This window comes from Skermania piniformis (genome assembly GCF_019285775.1).
Lineage (GTDB): Bacteria > Actinomycetota > Actinomycetes > Mycobacteriales > Mycobacteriaceae > Skermania > Skermania pinensis.
This window is the reverse complement of sequence record NZ_CP079105.1, coordinates 1,307,418-1,324,239: the sequence shown is the minus strand read 5'-3', so window position 1 is coordinate 1,324,239 and position 16,822 is coordinate 1,307,418. Positions and strand designations below refer to the sequence as shown.

Here is a 16,822-nt window from a genome sequence, read left to right as displayed (position 1 = left end):
AGAGTTCAGGCCAGCAGATCGCGCACTACACCGTCGGCCAGCAGCCGCCCGCGCGCGGTGAGGACGTAGCGCCCCGCGCTCGTGCCGAGCAAGCCGTCCTGCACCGCCCGGTCCGCGGCGATTCGCTCGCCCGGCGCCAGCACCGACACTGGCAGCCCGTCGGCGAGCCGGATCCCCAACATCACCTCTTCGGTGTGTCGCTCGGCGGCGCTCAGCCTCTCCGAGCCGGCGACCGGGAGCCGACCCGCCGCCAACGCCTCGGCATATCGTGCAGGGTGCTTCACGTTCCACCAGCGCACCCCGCCGACGTGACTGTGCGCGCCGGGCCCGGCGCCCCACCAGTCCCCGCCGGCCCAGTAGCCCAGATTGTGCCGGCAGCGTGCCGAGTCGGACGCCGCCCAGTTCGACACCTCGTACCAGCGCAGACCGGCCGCAGCCAGCCGGGCGTCGATGCGCTCGTACCGCTCCGCCAGCACGTCGTCGTCCGGCGCCACGGTCTCCCCCCGGCGGACCCGCCGAGCCAGCGCCGTGCCGTCCTCGACGATCAGCGCGTACGCCGAAACATGATCGACCCCGGCGGTCAGCACGGCGTCCAGCGACCGGTCCAGATCGGCGTCCGATTCTCCCGGCGTGCCGTAGATCAGGTCGAGGTTGACGTGCTCGAATCCGGCTGCCCGGGCCTGCCGGGCAGCCGCGACCGGCCGGCCCGGCGAGTGCACCCGGTCCAGCACCGCGAGCACATGCGCGGCCGCCGACTGCATCCCCAGCGAGACCCGGGTGTAGCCGGCCCGCCGGATCCGCTCGAAGAACTCCGGCGAGGTCGACTCCGGATTCGCCTCCGTGGTCACCTCGGCGTCCGGCGCCAGTCCGAAGCCGGCCCGGACCCCCTCCAGCACCGCGGCCAACCCGTCCCCGCCCAACAGCGACGGCGTCCCCCCACCGACGAACACCGTGTCGACCACCGGCCCGCCGAGCAGCGCAGCGGCCGTCGCCAGCTCGATTCGCAGCGCCTCCAGCCAGGAAGCGGGCGAGGCCGAGCTGCCCAACTCCCCCGCGGTATAGGTGTTGAAATCGCAGTAACCGCAGCGGGTCGCGCAGAACGGCACGTGGACGTACACCCCGAACGGTCGAGTGCCGAGCCCGACGGTCGCGGCGGCCGGCAGCAGGAAGTTCGGACCATCGGGGCTCACCCGCTCATCGTCACTCCCCCGGCGAAGTGCGCCACCATCGGGGCACCTGGCGATCGTCGAATCGAGCATCCCGATCCGACATGGCATCATGGGACGATGACCGGTTCGACGAGCTACGCCGCTGCCCGCGGCCTACGCCTCGTCTCTCGCCGTCATGTCGACTTCCAGCGCGTGTGCAGCGCGCGGTGTCCGGTCGTCGTTCGCCAGTAGCCGACGTCCGTCTTCGATACCCCGATTTCTTCGGGCCGCCCGGTCGACGTCAACCGTAAACGCCGGCCCATTCCCCATTCCCCAATGCCCGATCTCGTCAGGAGCGACGATGCCCGCCGATGCAATCACCGACGCAGCAGCCCCTGCACCGCGGCGCCGACCGGCGGGACGACGGCGCGCCGAGGGACAGTGGGCGCTGGGCTACCGCGAGCCGCTGAACGCCAACGAGCAGGCGAAGAAAGACGACAATCCGCTCAACGTCCGCGCCCGGATCGAGAACATCTACGCCCGGACCGGCTTCGACGGGATCGACAAGGGCGATCTGCGCGGCCGGTTTCGCTGGTGGGGGCTCTACACCCAACGTGAGCAAGGCTACGACGGCACCTGGACCGGCGACGAGAATATCGACCTGCTCGAGGCCAAGTACTTCATGATGCGGGTGCGCTGCGACGCCGGCGCGCTGAACGTCGCTCAGCTCCGCACCCTCGGACAGATCTCCACCGAGTTCGGGCGTGATACCGCCGACCTGTCCGACCGGGAGAACGTGCAGTACCACTGGATCGAGGTGGAGAACGTCCCGGAGATCTGGCGCAGGCTGGAGGACGTCGGGCTGAAGACGACCGAGGCGTGCGGCGACTGCCCGCGGGTCGTGCTCGGTTCTCCGCTGGCCGGCGAATCGCTGGACGAAGTGCTCGACCCGACACCCGCGATCGACGAGATCGTCCGCCGCTACATCGGCAAGCCCGAGTACTCGAACCTGCCGCGCAAGTTCAAGACCGCCATCTCCGGTCTGCAGGATGTCGTGCACGAGATCAACGACGTCGCCTTCGTCGGCGTCGTGCATCCCGAGCACGGCCCCGGCCTGGACCTGTGGGTCGGCGGTGGACTGTCGACCAATCCGATGCTCGCCCAGCGGGTCGGCGTGTGGATACCGCTGGACGAGGTGCCCGACGTGTGGGAGGCGGTGGTCTCGATCTTCCGGGACTACGGTTACCGCCGCCTGCGCGCCAAAGCCCGGCTGAAGTTCCTGATCAAGGACTGGGGCATTCCCAAGTTCCGTGAGGTGCTCGAGCAGGAGTACCTGAAGCGAACACTGATCGACGGGCCGGCCCCGGAGCAGCCGACCCGACCGATCGACCACGTCGGGGTACAGAGATTGCGCAACGGCCACAACGCGATCGGGTTCGCGCCGATCGCCGGCCGGGTGTCCGGCACCATCCTGACCGCCGTCGCGGACGCGGCGCAGCGGGCCGGCTCGGACCGCATCCGGTTCACCCCGTATCAGAAGTTGATCGTCCTGGACGTGCCCGACGACCAGGTCGAAACCCTGATCGCCGAGCTGGAACCCCTGGGTTTACAAGCGCGTCCGTCGATATGGCGGCAGAACCTGATGGCCTGCAGCGGGATCGAGTTCTGCAAGCTTTCGTTCGCCGAGACCCGCAAGCGATCCCAGACGCTGGTCCCGGATCTGGAGCAGCGGCTGGCCGACCTGAACGCCGACCTCGACGTGCCGATCACCGTCAACATCAACGGCTGCCCCAACTCCTGTGCCCGGTCGCAGATCGCCGATATCGGCTTCAAGGGGCAGTTGATCGACGACGGCGACGGGAATCAGATCGAGGGTTTCCAGGTTCATCTGGGCGGCAGCCTCGGGTTCGACAGCGCGTTCGGCCGAAAGTTGCGACAGCACAAGGTAGCCAGCACCGAGCTGGGCGATTACATCGAGCGGGTGGTGCGCAATTTCGTGAAGCACCGCACCGATGGCGAACGGTTCGCCCAGTGGGCGGTCCGAGCCGAGGAGGACGATCTGCGATGACCATGACCCACAACAGCCCGGAGACCGATCTGACCGACGATCTGCGCGCCATCGCGGAGCTCGGCGCAGCGGAATTGGCCGGCGCTTCGGCCGGTGAACTCCTGCGCTGGACCGACGACACGTTCGGCACCCCGGCACCAGGTCCACGCAGCGGCTACATCGTCGCCTCGAACATGCAGGACGCCGTGTTGGTCCAGCTGGCCGCGCAGGTGCGTCCGGGCGTGGATGTGCTGTTTCTCGATACCGGATATCACTTCCCGGAAACCATCGGCACCCGGGACGCTGTCGCAGCCGTCTACGGCGTGAACGTGGTGAACGTGGCGCCGGAACGATCGGTGGCCGAGCAGGATGCGCTGTTGGGTGCCGACCTGTTCGCCCGCGACTCCAACGAGTGCTGCCGGCTGCGCAAGGTGGTGCCGCTGCAGCGCGCGCTCAGCGGATACCGCGCCTGGGTCACCGGTATCCGTCGCGTGGAGGCTCCCACCCGAGCCAACGCCCCGTTGATCTCCTTTGACGAGAGCTTCGGCCTGGTGAAGATCAATCCGCTCGCGGCGTGGACCGACGACGAGGTCGCGGCGTACATCGCCGAGTACGGCATTCTGGTGAACCCGCTGATCGACGAGGGCTATCCGTCGATCGGCTGCAAACCGTGCACGCGCAAGCCGGCCCCCGGAGCCGACCCACGCAGCGGCCGGTGGGCCGGACAGTCGAAGACCGAGTGCGGACTGCACGCTTCGTAGTCCGGCACACCTACCGACCGAGGTAGCCACGACGCGAAGAAGCGTGGTCGGTGCGGACTTGGGAGAAGTCTTCGCCGAAGGTGCGTCGCCCGGCTCCGTCGTTCTACCCCCGAACTACGTGCGCGACGACGTCGAGCGAACCCCAGCCGGACAGCCGTAGTCAGCTCGGCTACCGGAGTCCGTCCCGGATTTGCATGAGGAGTTTGCCGAGGGTGTTGAGGCCTTGGGTTCCTTTGCGGCGGCAGGGTCTACAGGTGCAGTGGCCCCAATGGTTGTCGTGCCGACGGTTGCCCTCGACGAGTTCGGCGGTGCCGGTGGCGCGGAGGAGTCGGGCGGCGTCCGGGTTGGCGACTTTGGAGCGCAGGATCTCGAGCATGACCTGTTCACGGACCTCGGTCCAGTCCGGTCGGAGGGTGATCGCCCGTAGCTTTCGCAGAGCCCGGCGCCGGAGTCGCTCGGACAATGGCGCGGATGTCGGGGTCGAGGGTTTTGGCCGCGATATAGGCGTGCTCGGCGGTGGGGTATTCGATCCCGTCGAAAACCGTCGGGTACGGGGCGAAGTTGCTCAGGAACCGGTGCTCACCGGTGAAGGAGTCGATACGGGTCTTCGAGTGGTTCACGCGCTTCAGGCTGGCCTGGATCGCGTTGCCGGCGTGCTCCCAGTTCGGTACCGGCGTCACCCAAGCCGGTGGTCGTGTGGTGGCGGGTTGGATGCCGAAAAGATAGAGGTTCGGCACGATCCCGCGGAGGTGGGTGTGGACATCCAGGCGATCGTCGATCATGTGCGTGACACCGAGATCGACGCAATGCACGGCTTTGTCGGCCCGTTTGGCGCAGGTGCGGATGTTCCCGCGCGGCATACCGGTGCGGGTGTAGAAGTCGTGGTGGTCGAGCCAGCCCAGCATGACCTCGCGAATCCGGTGGCCGCATTTCGAGATGATCCACACGCGGCCGTCGAACTGTTCGACCAATCCCGGAAGGACATCGAACACGCAGGCGGTGGGTGGGGATCGCAGTGCCTCATGGTACGAGGCGCCGAGGAACTGGGTATCGACGTCGGTGGCGTCGAGCGTGTCACCGCCCTGGATGACACGACCGAAATCCACACCCAGCACGAGTGTGGTTTCGGCTGATTCCATACCGACATCATCGGTGGTCGCGAGCCCTCGTCTCAACCGAATTTCGGGACAGCGGGCGTGCCGTGCGGCGCGGAAACATCGTCGGGCCATATCGGTGCGCAACGTGTTTCACACGTAGTTCCCATTCGGTGTAGCGCACGGGAACCGACAGCGCGAACCGAACCGGACGAGCAGTGACCGAACGAGCGTAAGGTCGCGACCGAGGACAGGGTGAAATGAGGCTGAGCACCATGCTGGGATCCGCCGCTGCGGCGCACCGATCGGCGTGATCGCCGGCCGAATGGCCGCCGTGCCCGGCGCGGTGGGATGGCTCGGGTCTGCCGACTACTACCCGGAGGAACGGCCGATCCACCAGGTTTCGGTGGCCGGCTTCGAGATCGACCTCACCCCGGTGACCGTGCAGATGTTCGCCGAGTTCGTCATGGCCACCGGCTACGTCACGACTGCGGAAACCGCGCCGGACCCGGCAGACTATCCCGACGCCGACCCGGCGCAGCTGGTGCCCGGCTCGCTGGTGTTCGACCCACCGGACGGCCCGGTGCCCTTGACCGACATCCGCCGGTGGTGGTCGTGGACCCCCGGCGCAGATTGGCGCCATCCGAGCGGCCCGGACAGCTCGGTCACCGGGCGGAACCACCACCCGGTGACCCAGGTCTCGCACACCGATGCGCTGGCCTACGCCCGATGGGCCGGCAAAGACCTGCCGACCGAGGCCGAGTGGGAGCTGGCCGCGCGCGGCGGCCTGGACCGGCAACCGTTCGCCTGGGGCGTCGATCCGGACCCGCGCGGCCGAGCCAACACGTGGATCGGCGAATTCCCTTGGCAATGCCTGGGTATCGGCACCACATCGGCCGTGGGCAGCTATCCGCCCAACGGGTTCGGGCTGTACGACATGACCGGCAACGTCTGGGAGTGGACTGCCGACCGCTACGCCGCCGGACCGGCGCGGCTGCGCTCCTGCTGCACACCGGACCGCACCGGCGGCGACCCGCGGTCACCGAGGGTGATCAAAGGCGGGTCGCACCTGTGTGCGCCCAACTACTGCCTGCGCTATCGGCCGGCAGCCCGACAACCGCAGAGCGCGGACTCCGCTACCGGACATCTCGGTTTCCGCTGCGTCCGCCGGTGAGCTCAGACCGGCAACCCCTTTGCCATCGCCTCGACGAGGTAGCGCTCGACCCATGAGTTCGACCGGACGTCGGCCTGCCGTTCCAAGGCCGGTGGTGGCGCCAGCGCCGGATCCTGACCCAACGCTGCCAGCACGGCAGCGACGACCGCGGTGGTGTCCGCCGCGAGATCCCGATAATTGACCCTCATCGGCGTGATCCCCGCCTCGGTAAACCACTCCCGCCAGCTCCGCTCCTGATTCCGGAGCACCTGCAGCAGATGGGCGATACCGCCGGCGTGGTACCGCGCCTTGGTGTCGGCCCGCCGCTCCCGGGGCGCCCGCCACGTCTGGGTCTGCACCGCCCGCCAGAACGACACCGCCTGGTGCACCACGTCGGGTCGGGTGACATGCACGAAGAGCACGTCGTCGCCGAGCACGTCCCGGATCGCCGAACGGAGATCCGAGCCGGACCGGTCGGGTAGCTCCGCGGCCCATTGTTGCAGCAGCGCAGTCTGATTCCACATCAGCTTGCCGCCCCACACCCCGTTCGGACTGCACCCGGCGCGCAGGATCCGGTCCCGCCGGTCGACGGCGGACTCCGGCTCGGCGGCGCCGGGCTGCGACGGCGGAAGCAATTCGAGCAGGCTGGGGTCGCTGACCCCGGCGAACCAATCCCGGGGTTGCGGCGCGCGGCCGGTCTCCGGCAGCTGCTGGAAATACTCCTCCGGCTCACCGGCAACCCCGGTGGCCCGCAACGACTCCACCAGCAGTGTGCTCCCGCTGCGTTGCGATGCCAGAACCAGATACTTGGTCGGAAACTCGGCCACAGGTCGTCCTTTGTTGCTAATGGTCTCGTTGCGGCCGGTCGGTCGCCGGTGCGACGACGTATCCACGGTTCCCACCGAGCGCCTCCCGCGACGCCAAGCTCGACCCGTGGACGCGCAGATAGGTATCGGTGTAGCGCTCGGAGATCCGAGTCCCGACGAATTCGGAGGGGATCACGTCCTGGGTGAACTCTCGCCACGTGTGCAGCCGGAGCGCCAGATCTTCGGCGACCGCTTCGGCGCTCGCGCGCCGTTCGCCGGAGCTCAGCAGCAGGTTGTCGGTCTCGCCGGGATCGGCGTGCAGGTCGTAGAGCTCCCGGTGTGGGCGCGGCCCCGACACCCGGCCCTGCACGACCCGACCGGCCGGACTGTCCGCGATATCCCACGGCAGGTCGAGTTCGGGCCGGTTCGCGTAGTTCTCGATGTAGCTGTAGTCCTTGGTGCGGATCGCCCGGATCGGATCGAACGAATCGTGATACGTCTTCGACGTGAACACCTGGGTCCGCACCGGTGGCTCCGTCGGGGCCTGCTGCAGCAACTGCGCTGCGTGGGAGAAGCCCTCCACGTCGTCGGGTTCGGGCAGCCCGAGCAGTTGCAACAGGGTCGGCACCAGATCCACTCCGGAGAACAACTCGTCGTAGACGAACGGCCGTATCCCCAGCGCCGTGGGCGGCCGGATGATCAGGGCAATCCCGGTACCCGGCTCGTAGAGAGTCGATTTCGCCCGGGGAAAGGCCGGGCCGTGATCGGTGACGAACACCACCCACGTGGTCCGATCCAGCTCGGTCTCGGCCAACGTATCCAGCAGTTCGCCCACGGCGGCGTCCGCGACGGTAACCGACCCGTGGAACTCGGCGAGATCGCCGCGAACCTCCGGCGTGTCCGGCAGATAGTCGGGCACGTCGACCCGCTCCGCCGGCCGGTAGCGGGTCGCCGGATAGGGCCGGTGGGTCTCGAAGAAGCCCGCGGTGAGCAGGAACGGACCCCGCGCGGCCGCCTCGGTTCGTAGCCACTCGGTCGACCGCTCGACTACGTACTCGCAGAACGAGTTCGACACGTCGTAGGCGTCGAAGCCGAGCCGTGGCGGGAACGACGTCTCATGCTGCATGCCGAACAACTGTGTGTACCAACCTGATTCGGAGAGAATCGCGGGCAGGGTACGGATGTCCGACCGGTACTCCCAGCCGTGGTGTGCCAGCCCGATCAGTCCGGTGCTCTGCGGGTAGCGCCCGGTGAACAACGAGCCCCGCGACGGCGAGCAGAGCGGCGCGGTGGCGTGCGCCCGGGTGAACCGAATGCCCTGGTCGGCGAGCGCGTCGACACGCGGACTCGACACCTCGGGCATGCCGTAGACGCCCAGATGGCGACCCAGATCGTGCCAATGCACGAACAGCACGTTCGATCGCTGGTCCATGTCAATCGCCCCTCGTCACCGGTACCGCGGACGCGGCGACCGACTCCACCCGCACGGGCAGTTCCGGAATCCGGGTGGCCCGGGCATAGACCGTCTCGCCGTCGGCCAGCTGGAGCGCCTCGGCGTCGCCCCGGGTGACCTGCGCCGTGAACGGCTCACCGGTTGCCGCATTGCGCAGCTCCAGCCGCACCTCGAAACCGAGCGGCACCACCCGCTCGACGGTGGCCCGGGTGATCCCCGCCGACTCCGCCGTCCCCTCGTCGCGGGCCCGGGTCATGCTCGGGTCCCGGCCGATCCGGATGTCGTGCGGGCGCACCAGATGTCCGTTGAGCCGAGCGACCGAGCCGAGGAACGACATGACGAACTCGTTCGCCGGCCGGTCGTACAGTTCCGCAGGTGCGCCGACCTGCTCGATCCGGCCCTTGTTCAACACCGCGATCCGGTCCGCGACATCCAACGCCTCCTCCTGGTCGTGGGTGACCAACACCGTCGTCACGTGCACTTCCTCGTGCAACCGGCGCAACCAGGTCCGCAGGTCCGCCCGGACCTTCGCGTCCAGCGCGCCGAACGGCTCGTCCAGCAGGAGCACCTGCGGATCGACCGCCAACGCCCGCGCCAGCGCCATCCGCTGCCGTTGGCCGCCGGACAGTTGTGCCGGGTAGCGGTGCTGGAAGCCGTCGAGTCCGACGATGCCGAGCAGTTCGTCGACCCGGGCGGCGATCTCCCGCTTCGGCCGCTTCCGGATCTTCAATCCGAACGCCACGTTGTCGCGCACGGTCATGTGTTTGAACGCCGCATAGTGCTGGAAGACGAAGCCGATATCCCGTTTCTGCGGCGGCACGTCGGTCACCTCCCGGTCACCGATCCGGACCACGCCGGAATCCAACGTCTCCAGTCCGGCGATCGACCGCAGCAACGTCGATTTCCCGGATCCGGACGGGCCCAGCAACGCGGTCAACGAGCCGTCCGGAATATCCAGCGACACATCGTCCAACGCGGCAAAACTGCCGTAGCGCTTGTTCGCCCCGGTCACCGTGATCATCGGGGACTCCTCTTTCGGTCGAGCAGGGTCATCAACAACAAGGTCAACAGGGCGATACTCATCAGCAAAGTGGCCGCACAATAGGCACCGAACGCGTCGTGCGCGTCGATGTAGCGGGCGTGTACCAGCAAGGTCAGGGTCTGCGAGACGCCCGGAAATCCGGACGACACCATGATCACGGCGCCGAACTCACCGAGCGAACGAGCGACGGTCAACACCACGCCGTAGGTCAGGCCCCAGCGGATCGCCGGCAAGGTGATCCGCCAGAAGGTCTGCCAGTTGGACGCACCCAACGTCGCGGCCGCCTGCTCTTGTTCGTCGCCGATCTCGTGCAGCACCGGCTCCACTTCGCGTACTACGAACGGCAAGGTGACGAAGATGGTCGCGAGCACCATGCCGGGCAGCGAGAAGATCACCTGAAGCCCGTACCGGTCCAGCCCGCCGAACCAGCCGTTGACCCCCCAGAGCAGGATCAGCGATACCCCGACCACGATCGGGGATACCGCGAACGGTAGGTCGACGATGCCTTGCACAAAACCGCGGCCGGGGAAGCGGCCCCGGACCAGGGCGAGCGCGGTGACCACGCCGAACAACACGTTGAGTGGGACGACGATTGCCACGATGAGCAACGACAGGTTCAGCGCCGAGATCGCTGCGGGCGTGCTGACCGCGTCGAAGAACGCCCCCAGACCGCGTTCGAACGAACGCCACAGGATCATCCCGACCGGGAGGACCACCAACACGGCCAGATAGCCCAGAGCGACCGTGCGCAGCGAGATCCGGGACAGATAGGAAAGCTTCACCGGTCCCCCTCACGCCCGCTGTTCACGGCGTAACCCGCGATCGGCGAACAACCGAAGCACCAGCAAGGTGGCAAATGCGATGGCCAACAACGCCACCGACTCGGCTGCGGCGCTCGTCGGGCGATCGATTTCGATCTGCTGCTGGATGTGTTGCGACAACATCTGGGTGACCCGCGGAATGTTCCCACCGATCAGCACCACCGATCCGTACTCGCCGATGGCGCGAGCGAACGCCAGCCCACCCCCGGACAGGATGGCCGGGGCCAACGCCGGCAACACGATCCGCCGGAAGGTGGTCCAGTTGTCCGCGCCGAGCGACGCTGCGGCTTGTTCGACGTCGCGGTCCAGCTCGTGGAGCACCGGCTGCACCGACCGAACGACGAACGGGAGCGTGACGAAGGCCAGTGCAACGACCAAGCCGGGCCGGGTTGCGTTGAGGTGCACATCGATCGGGCTCTGCGGCCCGTACAACGAGAGCAGCACCAGGCTCGCGACAATGGTCGGCAGCGCGAACGGTAGGTCGATCAGCGCGTCGACCAGTCGCCGGCCGGGAAAGTCGTCGCGCACCAGCACCCACGCGATGAGCGTGCCCATCACGACGTTGATCACCGCCACCACCGCGGACACCGTCACGGTCAAGCTCAGCGAGGCGAGCGCGGCCGGCGCCGTCACCGCAGCCCAGAAGCCACGGATCCCGTCCTCGAAGGCGGTGACGGTCAACGCGGCCAACGGCAACAACACGATCAGGGACAACCACAGCACCGCCACGCCGATGCCGAGCGATCCGACCGCGCCGGACGCCGGCGGGCCGCCGCGCCACCGGCCCGCGGCCGACTTCTGCGCAGTACTCACGACGGCTACTTCGTCGCCTTGTCGTAGATCACCGAGATCTTGCCGGTGTCGGGCGCGAACAGATCGGTGTCGACCGCGCTCCAGCCACCCAGGTCATCGATTGTCCAGAGCTTCTGCGGGGTCGGGAAATCGGTGCTGAACTGCTCGGCCACCGCCGGGTCCACCGGCCGAAAACCTGCTTCGGCCCAGAGCTTCTGCGCCGGCTCGGTGAACAGGTAGTCGCGGAAGGCGGTCGCCTGCGCGAGGTGCTCGGACGTCTTCACCACCGCGACCGGATTCTCGATTTTGAACGTGTCGGGCGGGGTGACATGTTCGACCGGATCACCGTTGCGCTCGGTGAAGATGGCCTCGTTCTCGTAGCTGATCAGTACGTCACCGGTGCCCTGCAGGAACGTCTCGGTCGCCTCACGGCCCGACTTCGGCTGCACCTTCACGTGTTCGCCGACCAGCTTGTCCAGAAAGTCCAGACCGGCCTGCTGATTACGTCCGCCCTCACTCTTGACCGCGTACGGCGCGAGCAGGTTCCACTTGGCCGAACCCGAGCTGTACGGGTTGGGCGTCACCACCTCCACACCCGGTTGAAGTAGGTCGTCCCAGTTCCGAATTCCCTTGGGGTTCCCCTTGCGCACCACCAGAGTCACCACCGATCCGAACGGAATCCCCTTGTTGGCATCGGCATTCCAGTTCGAATCGACCAAACCCGCATCGACCAGCCGGGTGACGTCCGGCGCGACAGAGAAATTGACCACGTCGGCCCGGGCGCCGTCGCGCACCTTGCGGGACTGATCTCCGGACGCACCATAACTGGCTTGTACCGTGACTCCGTTACCGGCGTCGGTCTCGGCGAAGGCCGGCGTCACCTTGTCGAACCCAGGCTTGGGTACCGCAAAGGCATAGAGGTTGAGGGTTATTCCGCCCGATCCGGCGGAATTCGACTCGCCCACAGTATCACTGGCCCCACCCGAGCAGGCGGTGAGCGCCAGAACTCCAATCGCCACCAAAGCGGCTGCAGCGGAGTAGGTTTTCTTTTTCATGGTGACGAGACCTCTCATCGGGAACTCCGAACGGCGACGCGACGACGCGCAGCCGAAATATTCGAAAGGAATGGGCGAGCCTCGAGTCCGTTACGCCGGGCTCACCACTACCAGACCGCTACCGACAGGCGACGTCGGCAACCGCAAGCGCACCGATCGAGATCAACGCCAGCTCATGGCGGATCGTTCGAGCGGAATTTGCGGGCACCGGAAAACCGTAGCAGAGCGACCAAAGGGAGGCCAGTCGACCAGCCGGCTACCGGGTCGCGAACCAGGCCACGACCAGCAGGATCAGCAACAGCACGAGTGCGGTGGTCACCCTGGAGCGCGGCATCAACCCAAGCCGTCCATCGAGTCGCGGCGCGATTCCCCGACACCCCGACCGACCAGTCGCACAATCGCCGCAGATGTCGCGTCCAGCGTCCTGGCGATCAGGAAGCAGATCGGGAGGACGGCGAGTAATACCACGAACAATTGGGGCACGAACGGAAGTCCGGCAATCCACAGTTCGACCGCATCCCAGCCGGTCGCGATCCGTTCCATTCCGCCAGCCTAGGCCGCCGAGAGCGGTGCGCCGCGCGCGGCCCGGACGACTCGGATCCGTGCGTAACTATTGCGCGCAAGTCGGTGGCGAGCTACCCGCTGAACAGCGATGATGTCACCATGACCGCGCCCGACCGCGAAACCGACATCGTTGCGCCGACCCCGGTTCCCGCTCCACTGAACGACGAGTTCGGCGACAGCACCGGGGCCGGCGCGGAGATTCTGCGTAAACGAAGTCCGTTCCCCCCGATCGACGACTACGCATTTCTGTCCGACTGCGAAACGTTGTGTCTGATCGCACGCAACGGCGCCGTCGAATGGATGTGTTTGCCCCGCCCGGATTCGCCGAGCGTATTCGGCGCCATGCTCGATCGCAGCGCCGGTCACTTCCGGATCGGCCCGTACGGCCAGAATGTTCCGGCAGCGCGCCGTTACCTACCCGGCGGCATGATTGTGGAAACCACCTGGCAAACCGAGTCCGGCTGGCTGATCGTCCGCGACGCACTGGTGCTCGGGCCGTGGCACAACACCGATCAGCGCAGCAAAACCCACCGGCGGACACCGTGGGATTGGGACGCCGAGCATATTCTGCTCCGCACCGTGCGCTGCGTCAGCGGCGTGGTCGAGCTGGAGCTGAGCTGCGAGCCGGCGTTCGACTACCACCGCCAACCGGCCCGCTGGGAGTACACCGGCAAGGTATACGAGCAGGCCACCGCGGTATGCACATCGGCCGAGTCCGGCGCCCCACCGATCACCTTGACCACCGACCTGCGACTCGGCCTGGAAGGCCGCGAGGCGCGAGCTCGCACCCGGATGAAGGAGGGCGACAAGATCTTCGTCGCCCTGTCGTGGTCCGACCTGCCGCCGCCGCGCACCTTCGCCGAGGCGCAGGAGAAGATGTGGCAGACCGCAGAGTGCTGGCGGCAGTGGATCACCATCGGCAAGTTCCCCGACCATCCCTGGCGCGGTTACCTGCAGCGCAGTGCCTTGGCGTTGAAGGGGCTCACCTACGCTCCGACCGGCGCGCTGATGGCCGCCGGCACCACATCGTTGCCGGAAACCCCTGGCGGGGTGCGTAACTGGGACTACCGTTACGCTTGGGTGCGCGACTCTACCTTTGCCCTCTGGGGCCTCTATTCGCTCGGCTTGGACCGTGAGGCCAACGATTTCTTCGCGTTCATGTACGACGTGTCGATGAAAGACGGCAAACCGGTTCCACTGCAGGTGATGTACGGGATCGGCGGCGAGCTGGAGCTCGAAGAGGACGAGCTGCACAATCTGTCCGGCTACGAGGGCGCTCGCCCGGTCCGGGTCGGCAACGCGGCCTACGACCAGGAGCAACACGACATCTGGGGCACCATGCTGGACTCGGTGTACCTGCATGTCCGCTCGCGCGAACGCGTCCCGGAAAACCTCTGGCCGCTGCTCAAGCGGCAGGTGGAAGAGGCGATCAAACACTGGCGCCAACCCGACCGCGGGATCTGGGAGGTCCGGGGCGAGCCGAAGCACTTCACCTCGTCCAAGGTGATGTGCTGGGTGGCGCTGGACCGTGGCGTCAAGCTGGCGATCATGCACGGCGAGAACACCTATGCCCAACAGTGGACCGACATCGCCGACGAGATCAAGGCCGACATCCTGACCTACGGCCTGGACGACCGCAACGTCTTCACCCAGTACTACGGCACCAAGGCGCTGGACGCGTCGTTGTTGCTGGTGCCGCTGCTGCGCTTTCTGCCGCCGGATGATGCGCGAGTGCGCGCCACCGTGCTCGCCATCGCCGACGAGCTGACCGTGGACGGATTGGTGCTGCGGTACAAGGTGGAGGAAACCGACGACGGGCTGAGCGGCGAGGAAGGCACCTTCACCATCTGCTCGTTCTGGCTCGTCTCGGCGCTGGTCGAGATCGGTGAGCTGGACCGGGCCAAGCATCTGTGCGCCCGCCTGCTCGGCTACGCCAGCCCGCTGAAGCTGTACGCCGAGGAAATCGACACCCATACCGGCCGCCATCTCGGCAACTTCCCGCAAGCGTTCACCCACCTGGCACAGATCAACGCCGTCATGCACGTGATCCGCGCGGAGGAGGCAGCCAACGCGGGGCAGTTCCAGCCGGCCAACGGGCCCAGCTGACGCGGACGTAGCCGGCCGGGATCGATATCGGAACCCCGGCCGGCCGCCGCGAGTCCCCGGCTACTTCTTCTTCGGCTGGTCCGCCGCCGCGTCCGAGGAGAGCGCCGCCACGAAGGCCTCCTGCGGGACATCGACCCGACCGATGGTCTTCATCCGCTTCTTGCCCTCCTTCTGCTTCTCCAGCAGCTTGCGCTTGCGGCTGATGTCGCCGCCGTAGCACTTGGCCAGCACGTCCTTGCGGATCGCCCGGATGTTCTCCCGGGCGATGATCTTCGAGCCGATCGCGGCCTGGATCGGCACCTCGAACTGTTGGCGCGGGATCAACTCACGCAGCTTGGTGGTCATCTTGTTGCCGTAGGCGAACGCCGCGTCCTTGTGCACGATCGCGCTGAACGCGTCCACCGCCTCCCCCTGCAACAGGATGTCCACCTTGACCAGCTGCGCCGACTGTTCGCCCGCCTCCTCGTAGTCCAGGCTGGCGTAGCCGCGGGTCCGCGACTTCAGCGAATCGAAGAAGTCGAAGATGATCTCGGCGAGTGGGAGCGTGTAGCGCAACTCGACCCGGCTCTCCGACAGGTAATCCATGCCGCCCAGCTCGCCGCGACGGGATTGGCACAGTTCCATGATGGTCCCGACGAACTCGCTCGGCGCCAGGATGGTGCACTTCACCACCGGCTCGTAGATGCACCGCACCTTGCCGGCCGGCCAGTCCGACGGGTTGGTGACGATCAGCTCGCTGCCGTCCTCCAACTCGACCCGGTAGACCACGTTGGGCGCGGTGGAGATCAGGTCCAGACCGAACTCGCGCTGCAAGCGCTCCCGGGTGATCTCCATGTGCAGCAAGCCGAGAAAGCCACACCGGAACCCGAACCCCAGCGCCACCGAGGTCTCCGGCTCGTAGGTGAGCGCGGCATCGTTGAGCTGCAACTTGTCCAGCGCGTCACGGAGATCCGGATAGTCCGAGCCGTCCACCGGGTAGAGGCCGGAATAGACCATCGGCCGCGGCTCGCGGTATCCGGTCAGCGGTTCCGCCGCCGGAATCCGCGCCGACGTCACGGTGTCGCCGACCTTCGACTGCCGCACATCTTTCACCCCGGTGATCAGGTACCCCACCTCGCCCACACCCAGGCCCTGGGTCGGCTTCGGTTCCGGGGAGACGATGCCGATCTCCAACAGTTCGTGCGTGGCCCCGGTGGACATCATCTTGATCTTCTCGCGCGGGGTGAGCCGCCCATCCACGACCCGAACGTAGGTGACCACACCGCGGTAGGTGTCGTAGACCGAGTCGAAGATCATCGCTCGGGACGGCGCACCCGGGTCGCCTACCGGCGGCGGCACCTCGGCGATCACGTGATTGAGCAGATCCACCACGCCCGCACCGGTCTTGCCGGACACCCGCAGCACGTCACTCGGGTCGCAGCCGACGATGTGGGCAATTTCGGCGGCGTATCGATCCGGGTCGGCGGCCGGCAGGTCGATCTTGTTCAGCACCGGGATGATCGTCAGATCCTTGTCCAGCGCCAGGTACAGGTTGGCCAAGGTCTGCGCCTCGATCCCCTGCGCCGCATCGACCAGCAACACCGCGCCCTCGCACGCCTCCAGCGCCCGCGATACCTCGTAGGTGAAATCGACGTGCCCGGGCGTGTCGATCAGGTGCAGCACGTAGTCCTGCTCGATGCCGTCGGCGTCGCGGACCCGCCACGGCAACCGGACGTTCTGTGCCTTGATCGTGATGCCACGCTCACGCTCGATATCCATCCGGTCGAGGTACTGCGCGCGCATCTGCCGTTCCTCCACGACTCCGGTCAACTGCAACATCCGATCGGCAAGCGTCGACTTGCCGTGATCGATGTGCGCGATGATGCAGAAGTTCCGGATGCGGGCGGGATCGGTGAAGGTCGTGTCGGCGAAACTGCTGATCGAAGGCTCCTTCAGGATTCTGGCGGCGTAGTCCAATCTACAACTCACCCGGATATTAGG

The 16,822-nt window shown here is 66.9% G+C and carries 16 protein-coding genes; 4 read left to right on the top strand and 12 right to left on the bottom strand.

The window, feature by feature from the left end; genetic code table 11:
* Nucleotides 1-5: 5 nt before the first annotated feature.
* Nucleotides 6-1,190, bottom strand: a complete 1,185-nt coding sequence (gene hemW, locus KV203_RS06135; protein WP_066469038.1) for a radical SAM family heme chaperone HemW — start codon at nucleotides 1,188-1,190, stop codon at nucleotides 6-8.
* Nucleotides 1,191-1,509: 319 nt separating this feature from the next.
* Here hemW and KV203_RS06130 point away from each other — a divergent pair, with 319 nt between their 5' ends.
* Both KV203_RS06130 and KV203_RS06125 read left to right on the top strand, forming a co-directional pair.
* Nucleotides 1,510-3,216: a nitrite/sulfite reductase gene (locus KV203_RS06130; RefSeq protein WP_066469039.1), complete on the top strand. Its 1,707-nt coding sequence runs from the start codon at nucleotides 1,510-1,512 to the stop codon at nucleotides 3,214-3,216.
* Nucleotides 3,217-3,218: 2 nt separating this feature from the next.
* A complete protein-coding gene (locus KV203_RS06125) occupies nucleotides 3,219-3,956 on the top strand; it encodes a phosphoadenylyl-sulfate reductase (protein ID WP_157079763.1) in 738 nt (245 codons plus the stop codon).
* Nucleotides 3,957-4,125: 169 nt separating this feature from the next.
* Here KV203_RS06125 and KV203_RS20065 read toward each other — a convergent pair whose 3' ends face one another.
* Nucleotides 4,126-4,332 (bottom strand): NADAR family protein, encoded by a 207-nt coding sequence (locus KV203_RS20065; RefSeq protein ID WP_066469041.1) that lies wholly within the window; start codon nucleotides 4,330-4,332, stop codon nucleotides 4,126-4,128.
* A gap of 7 nt (nucleotides 4,333-4,339) precedes the next feature.
* Nucleotides 4,340-5,197: an NADAR family protein gene (locus KV203_RS06115; protein ID WP_174522031.1), complete on the bottom strand. Its 858-nt coding sequence runs from the start codon at nucleotides 5,195-5,197 to the stop codon at nucleotides 4,340-4,342.
* A gap of 178 nt (nucleotides 5,198-5,375) precedes the next feature.
* Between KV203_RS06115 and KV203_RS06110 the strand changes: the two genes are divergently transcribed.
* Nucleotides 5,376-6,224: a formylglycine-generating enzyme family protein gene (locus tag KV203_RS06110; RefSeq protein ID WP_066469221.1), complete on the top strand. Its 849-nt coding sequence runs from the start codon at nucleotides 5,376-5,378 to the stop codon at nucleotides 6,222-6,224.
* Nucleotides 6,225-6,226: 2 nt separating this feature from the next.
* Here KV203_RS06110 and stf0 read toward each other — a convergent pair whose 3' ends face one another.
* The 8 genes from stf0 to KV203_RS06075 all read right to left on the bottom strand — a co-directional run bounded on the left by stf0 (nucleotide 6,227) and on the right by KV203_RS06075 (nucleotide 12,715).
* Nucleotides 6,227-7,030 (bottom strand): trehalose 2-sulfotransferase, encoded by an 804-nt coding sequence (gene stf0 / locus KV203_RS06105; protein WP_066469047.1) that lies wholly within the window; start codon nucleotides 7,028-7,030, stop codon nucleotides 6,227-6,229.
* A gap of 16 nt (nucleotides 7,031-7,046) precedes the next feature.
* Complete coding sequence (locus KV203_RS06100) at nucleotides 7,047-8,441, bottom strand: sulfatase family protein (RefSeq protein WP_066469049.1); 1,395 nt, start codon at nucleotides 8,439-8,441, stop codon at nucleotides 7,047-7,049.
* 1 nt (nucleotide 8,442) lies between these two features.
* Entirely contained in the window at nucleotides 8,443-9,483 is a 1,041-nt protein-coding gene (locus KV203_RS06095) for a sulfate/molybdate ABC transporter ATP-binding protein (RefSeq protein WP_066469050.1), read from the bottom strand.
* Nucleotides 9,480-10,286, bottom strand: coding sequence for a sulfate ABC transporter permease subunit CysW (gene cysW, locus KV203_RS06090; protein ID WP_066469051.1), 807 nt, complete (start codon nucleotides 10,284-10,286; stop codon nucleotides 9,480-9,482). The genes KV203_RS06095 and cysW overlap by 4 nt, the downstream gene beginning before the upstream one ends.
* A gap of 9 nt (nucleotides 10,287-10,295) precedes the next feature.
* Nucleotides 10,296-11,138: a sulfate ABC transporter permease subunit CysT gene (gene cysT, locus KV203_RS06085; RefSeq protein WP_066469052.1), complete on the bottom strand. Its 843-nt coding sequence runs from the start codon at nucleotides 11,136-11,138 to the stop codon at nucleotides 10,296-10,298.
* Nucleotides 11,139-11,143: 5 nt separating this feature from the next.
* Nucleotides 11,144-12,172 carry a sulfate ABC transporter substrate-binding protein gene (locus tag KV203_RS06080; RefSeq protein WP_066469053.1) on the bottom strand — a complete coding sequence of 343 codons (1,029 nt, stop codon included), beginning with the start codon at nucleotides 12,170-12,172 and terminating at the stop codon, nucleotides 11,144-11,146.
* 118 nt (nucleotides 12,173-12,290) lie between these two features.
* Nucleotides 12,291-12,380 (bottom strand): Ms4533A family Cys-rich leader peptide, encoded by a 90-nt coding sequence (locus tag KV203_RS19980; RefSeq protein WP_343228051.1) that lies wholly within the window; start codon nucleotides 12,378-12,380, stop codon nucleotides 12,291-12,293.
* A gap of 125 nt (nucleotides 12,381-12,505) precedes the next feature.
* A complete protein-coding gene (locus KV203_RS06075; RefSeq protein ID WP_066469054.1) occupies nucleotides 12,506-12,715 on the bottom strand; it encodes a hypothetical protein in 210 nt (69 codons plus the stop codon).
* A gap of 120 nt (nucleotides 12,716-12,835) precedes the next feature.
* Here KV203_RS06075 and KV203_RS06070 point away from each other — a divergent pair, with 120 nt between their 5' ends.
* Nucleotides 12,836-14,842, top strand: a complete 2,007-nt coding sequence (locus KV203_RS06070) for a glycoside hydrolase family 15 protein (protein WP_066469223.1) — start codon at nucleotides 12,836-12,838, stop codon at nucleotides 14,840-14,842.
* 60 nt (nucleotides 14,843-14,902) lie between these two features.
* Here the strand turns inward: KV203_RS06070 and lepA are convergent, their stop codons facing one another.
* Nucleotides 14,903-16,810, bottom strand: coding sequence for a translation elongation factor 4 (gene lepA, locus KV203_RS06065; protein WP_281422398.1), 1,908 nt, complete (start codon nucleotides 16,808-16,810; stop codon nucleotides 14,903-14,905).
* Nucleotides 16,811-16,822: the final 12 nt, after the last annotated feature.

Coding starts and splice junctions, on each gene's coding strand:
- KV203_RS06130 (WP_066469039.1), top strand. CDS start 1,510: ATGCCCGCCGATGCAATCACCGACGCAGCAGCCCCTGCACCGCGGCGC.
- KV203_RS06125 (WP_157079763.1), top strand. CDS start 3,219: ATGACCCACAACAGCCCGGAGACCGATCTGACCGACGATCTGCGCGCC.
- KV203_RS20065 (WP_066469041.1), bottom strand. CDS start 4,332: ATGCTCGAGATCCTGCGCTCCAAAGTCGCCAACCCGGACGCCGCCCGA.
- KV203_RS06110 (WP_066469221.1), top strand. CDS start 5,376: ATGGCCGCCGTGCCCGGCGCGGTGGGATGGCTCGGGTCTGCCGACTAC.
- KV203_RS06100 (WP_066469049.1), bottom strand. CDS start 8,441: ATGGACCAGCGATCGAACGTGCTGTTCGTGCATTGGCACGATCTGGGT.
- KV203_RS06095 (WP_066469050.1), bottom strand. CDS start 9,483: ATGATCACGGTGACCGGGGCGAACAAGCGCTACGGCAGTTTTGCCGCG.
- KV203_RS06080 (WP_066469053.1), bottom strand. CDS start 12,172: ATGAAAAAGAAAACCTACTCCGCTGCAGCCGCTTTGGTGGCGATTGGA.
- KV203_RS06075 (WP_066469054.1), bottom strand. CDS start 12,715: ATGGAACGGATCGCGACCGGCTGGGATGCGGTCGAACTGTGGATTGCC.
- KV203_RS06070 (WP_066469223.1), top strand. CDS start 12,836: ATGACCGCGCCCGACCGCGAAACCGACATCGTTGCGCCGACCCCGGTT.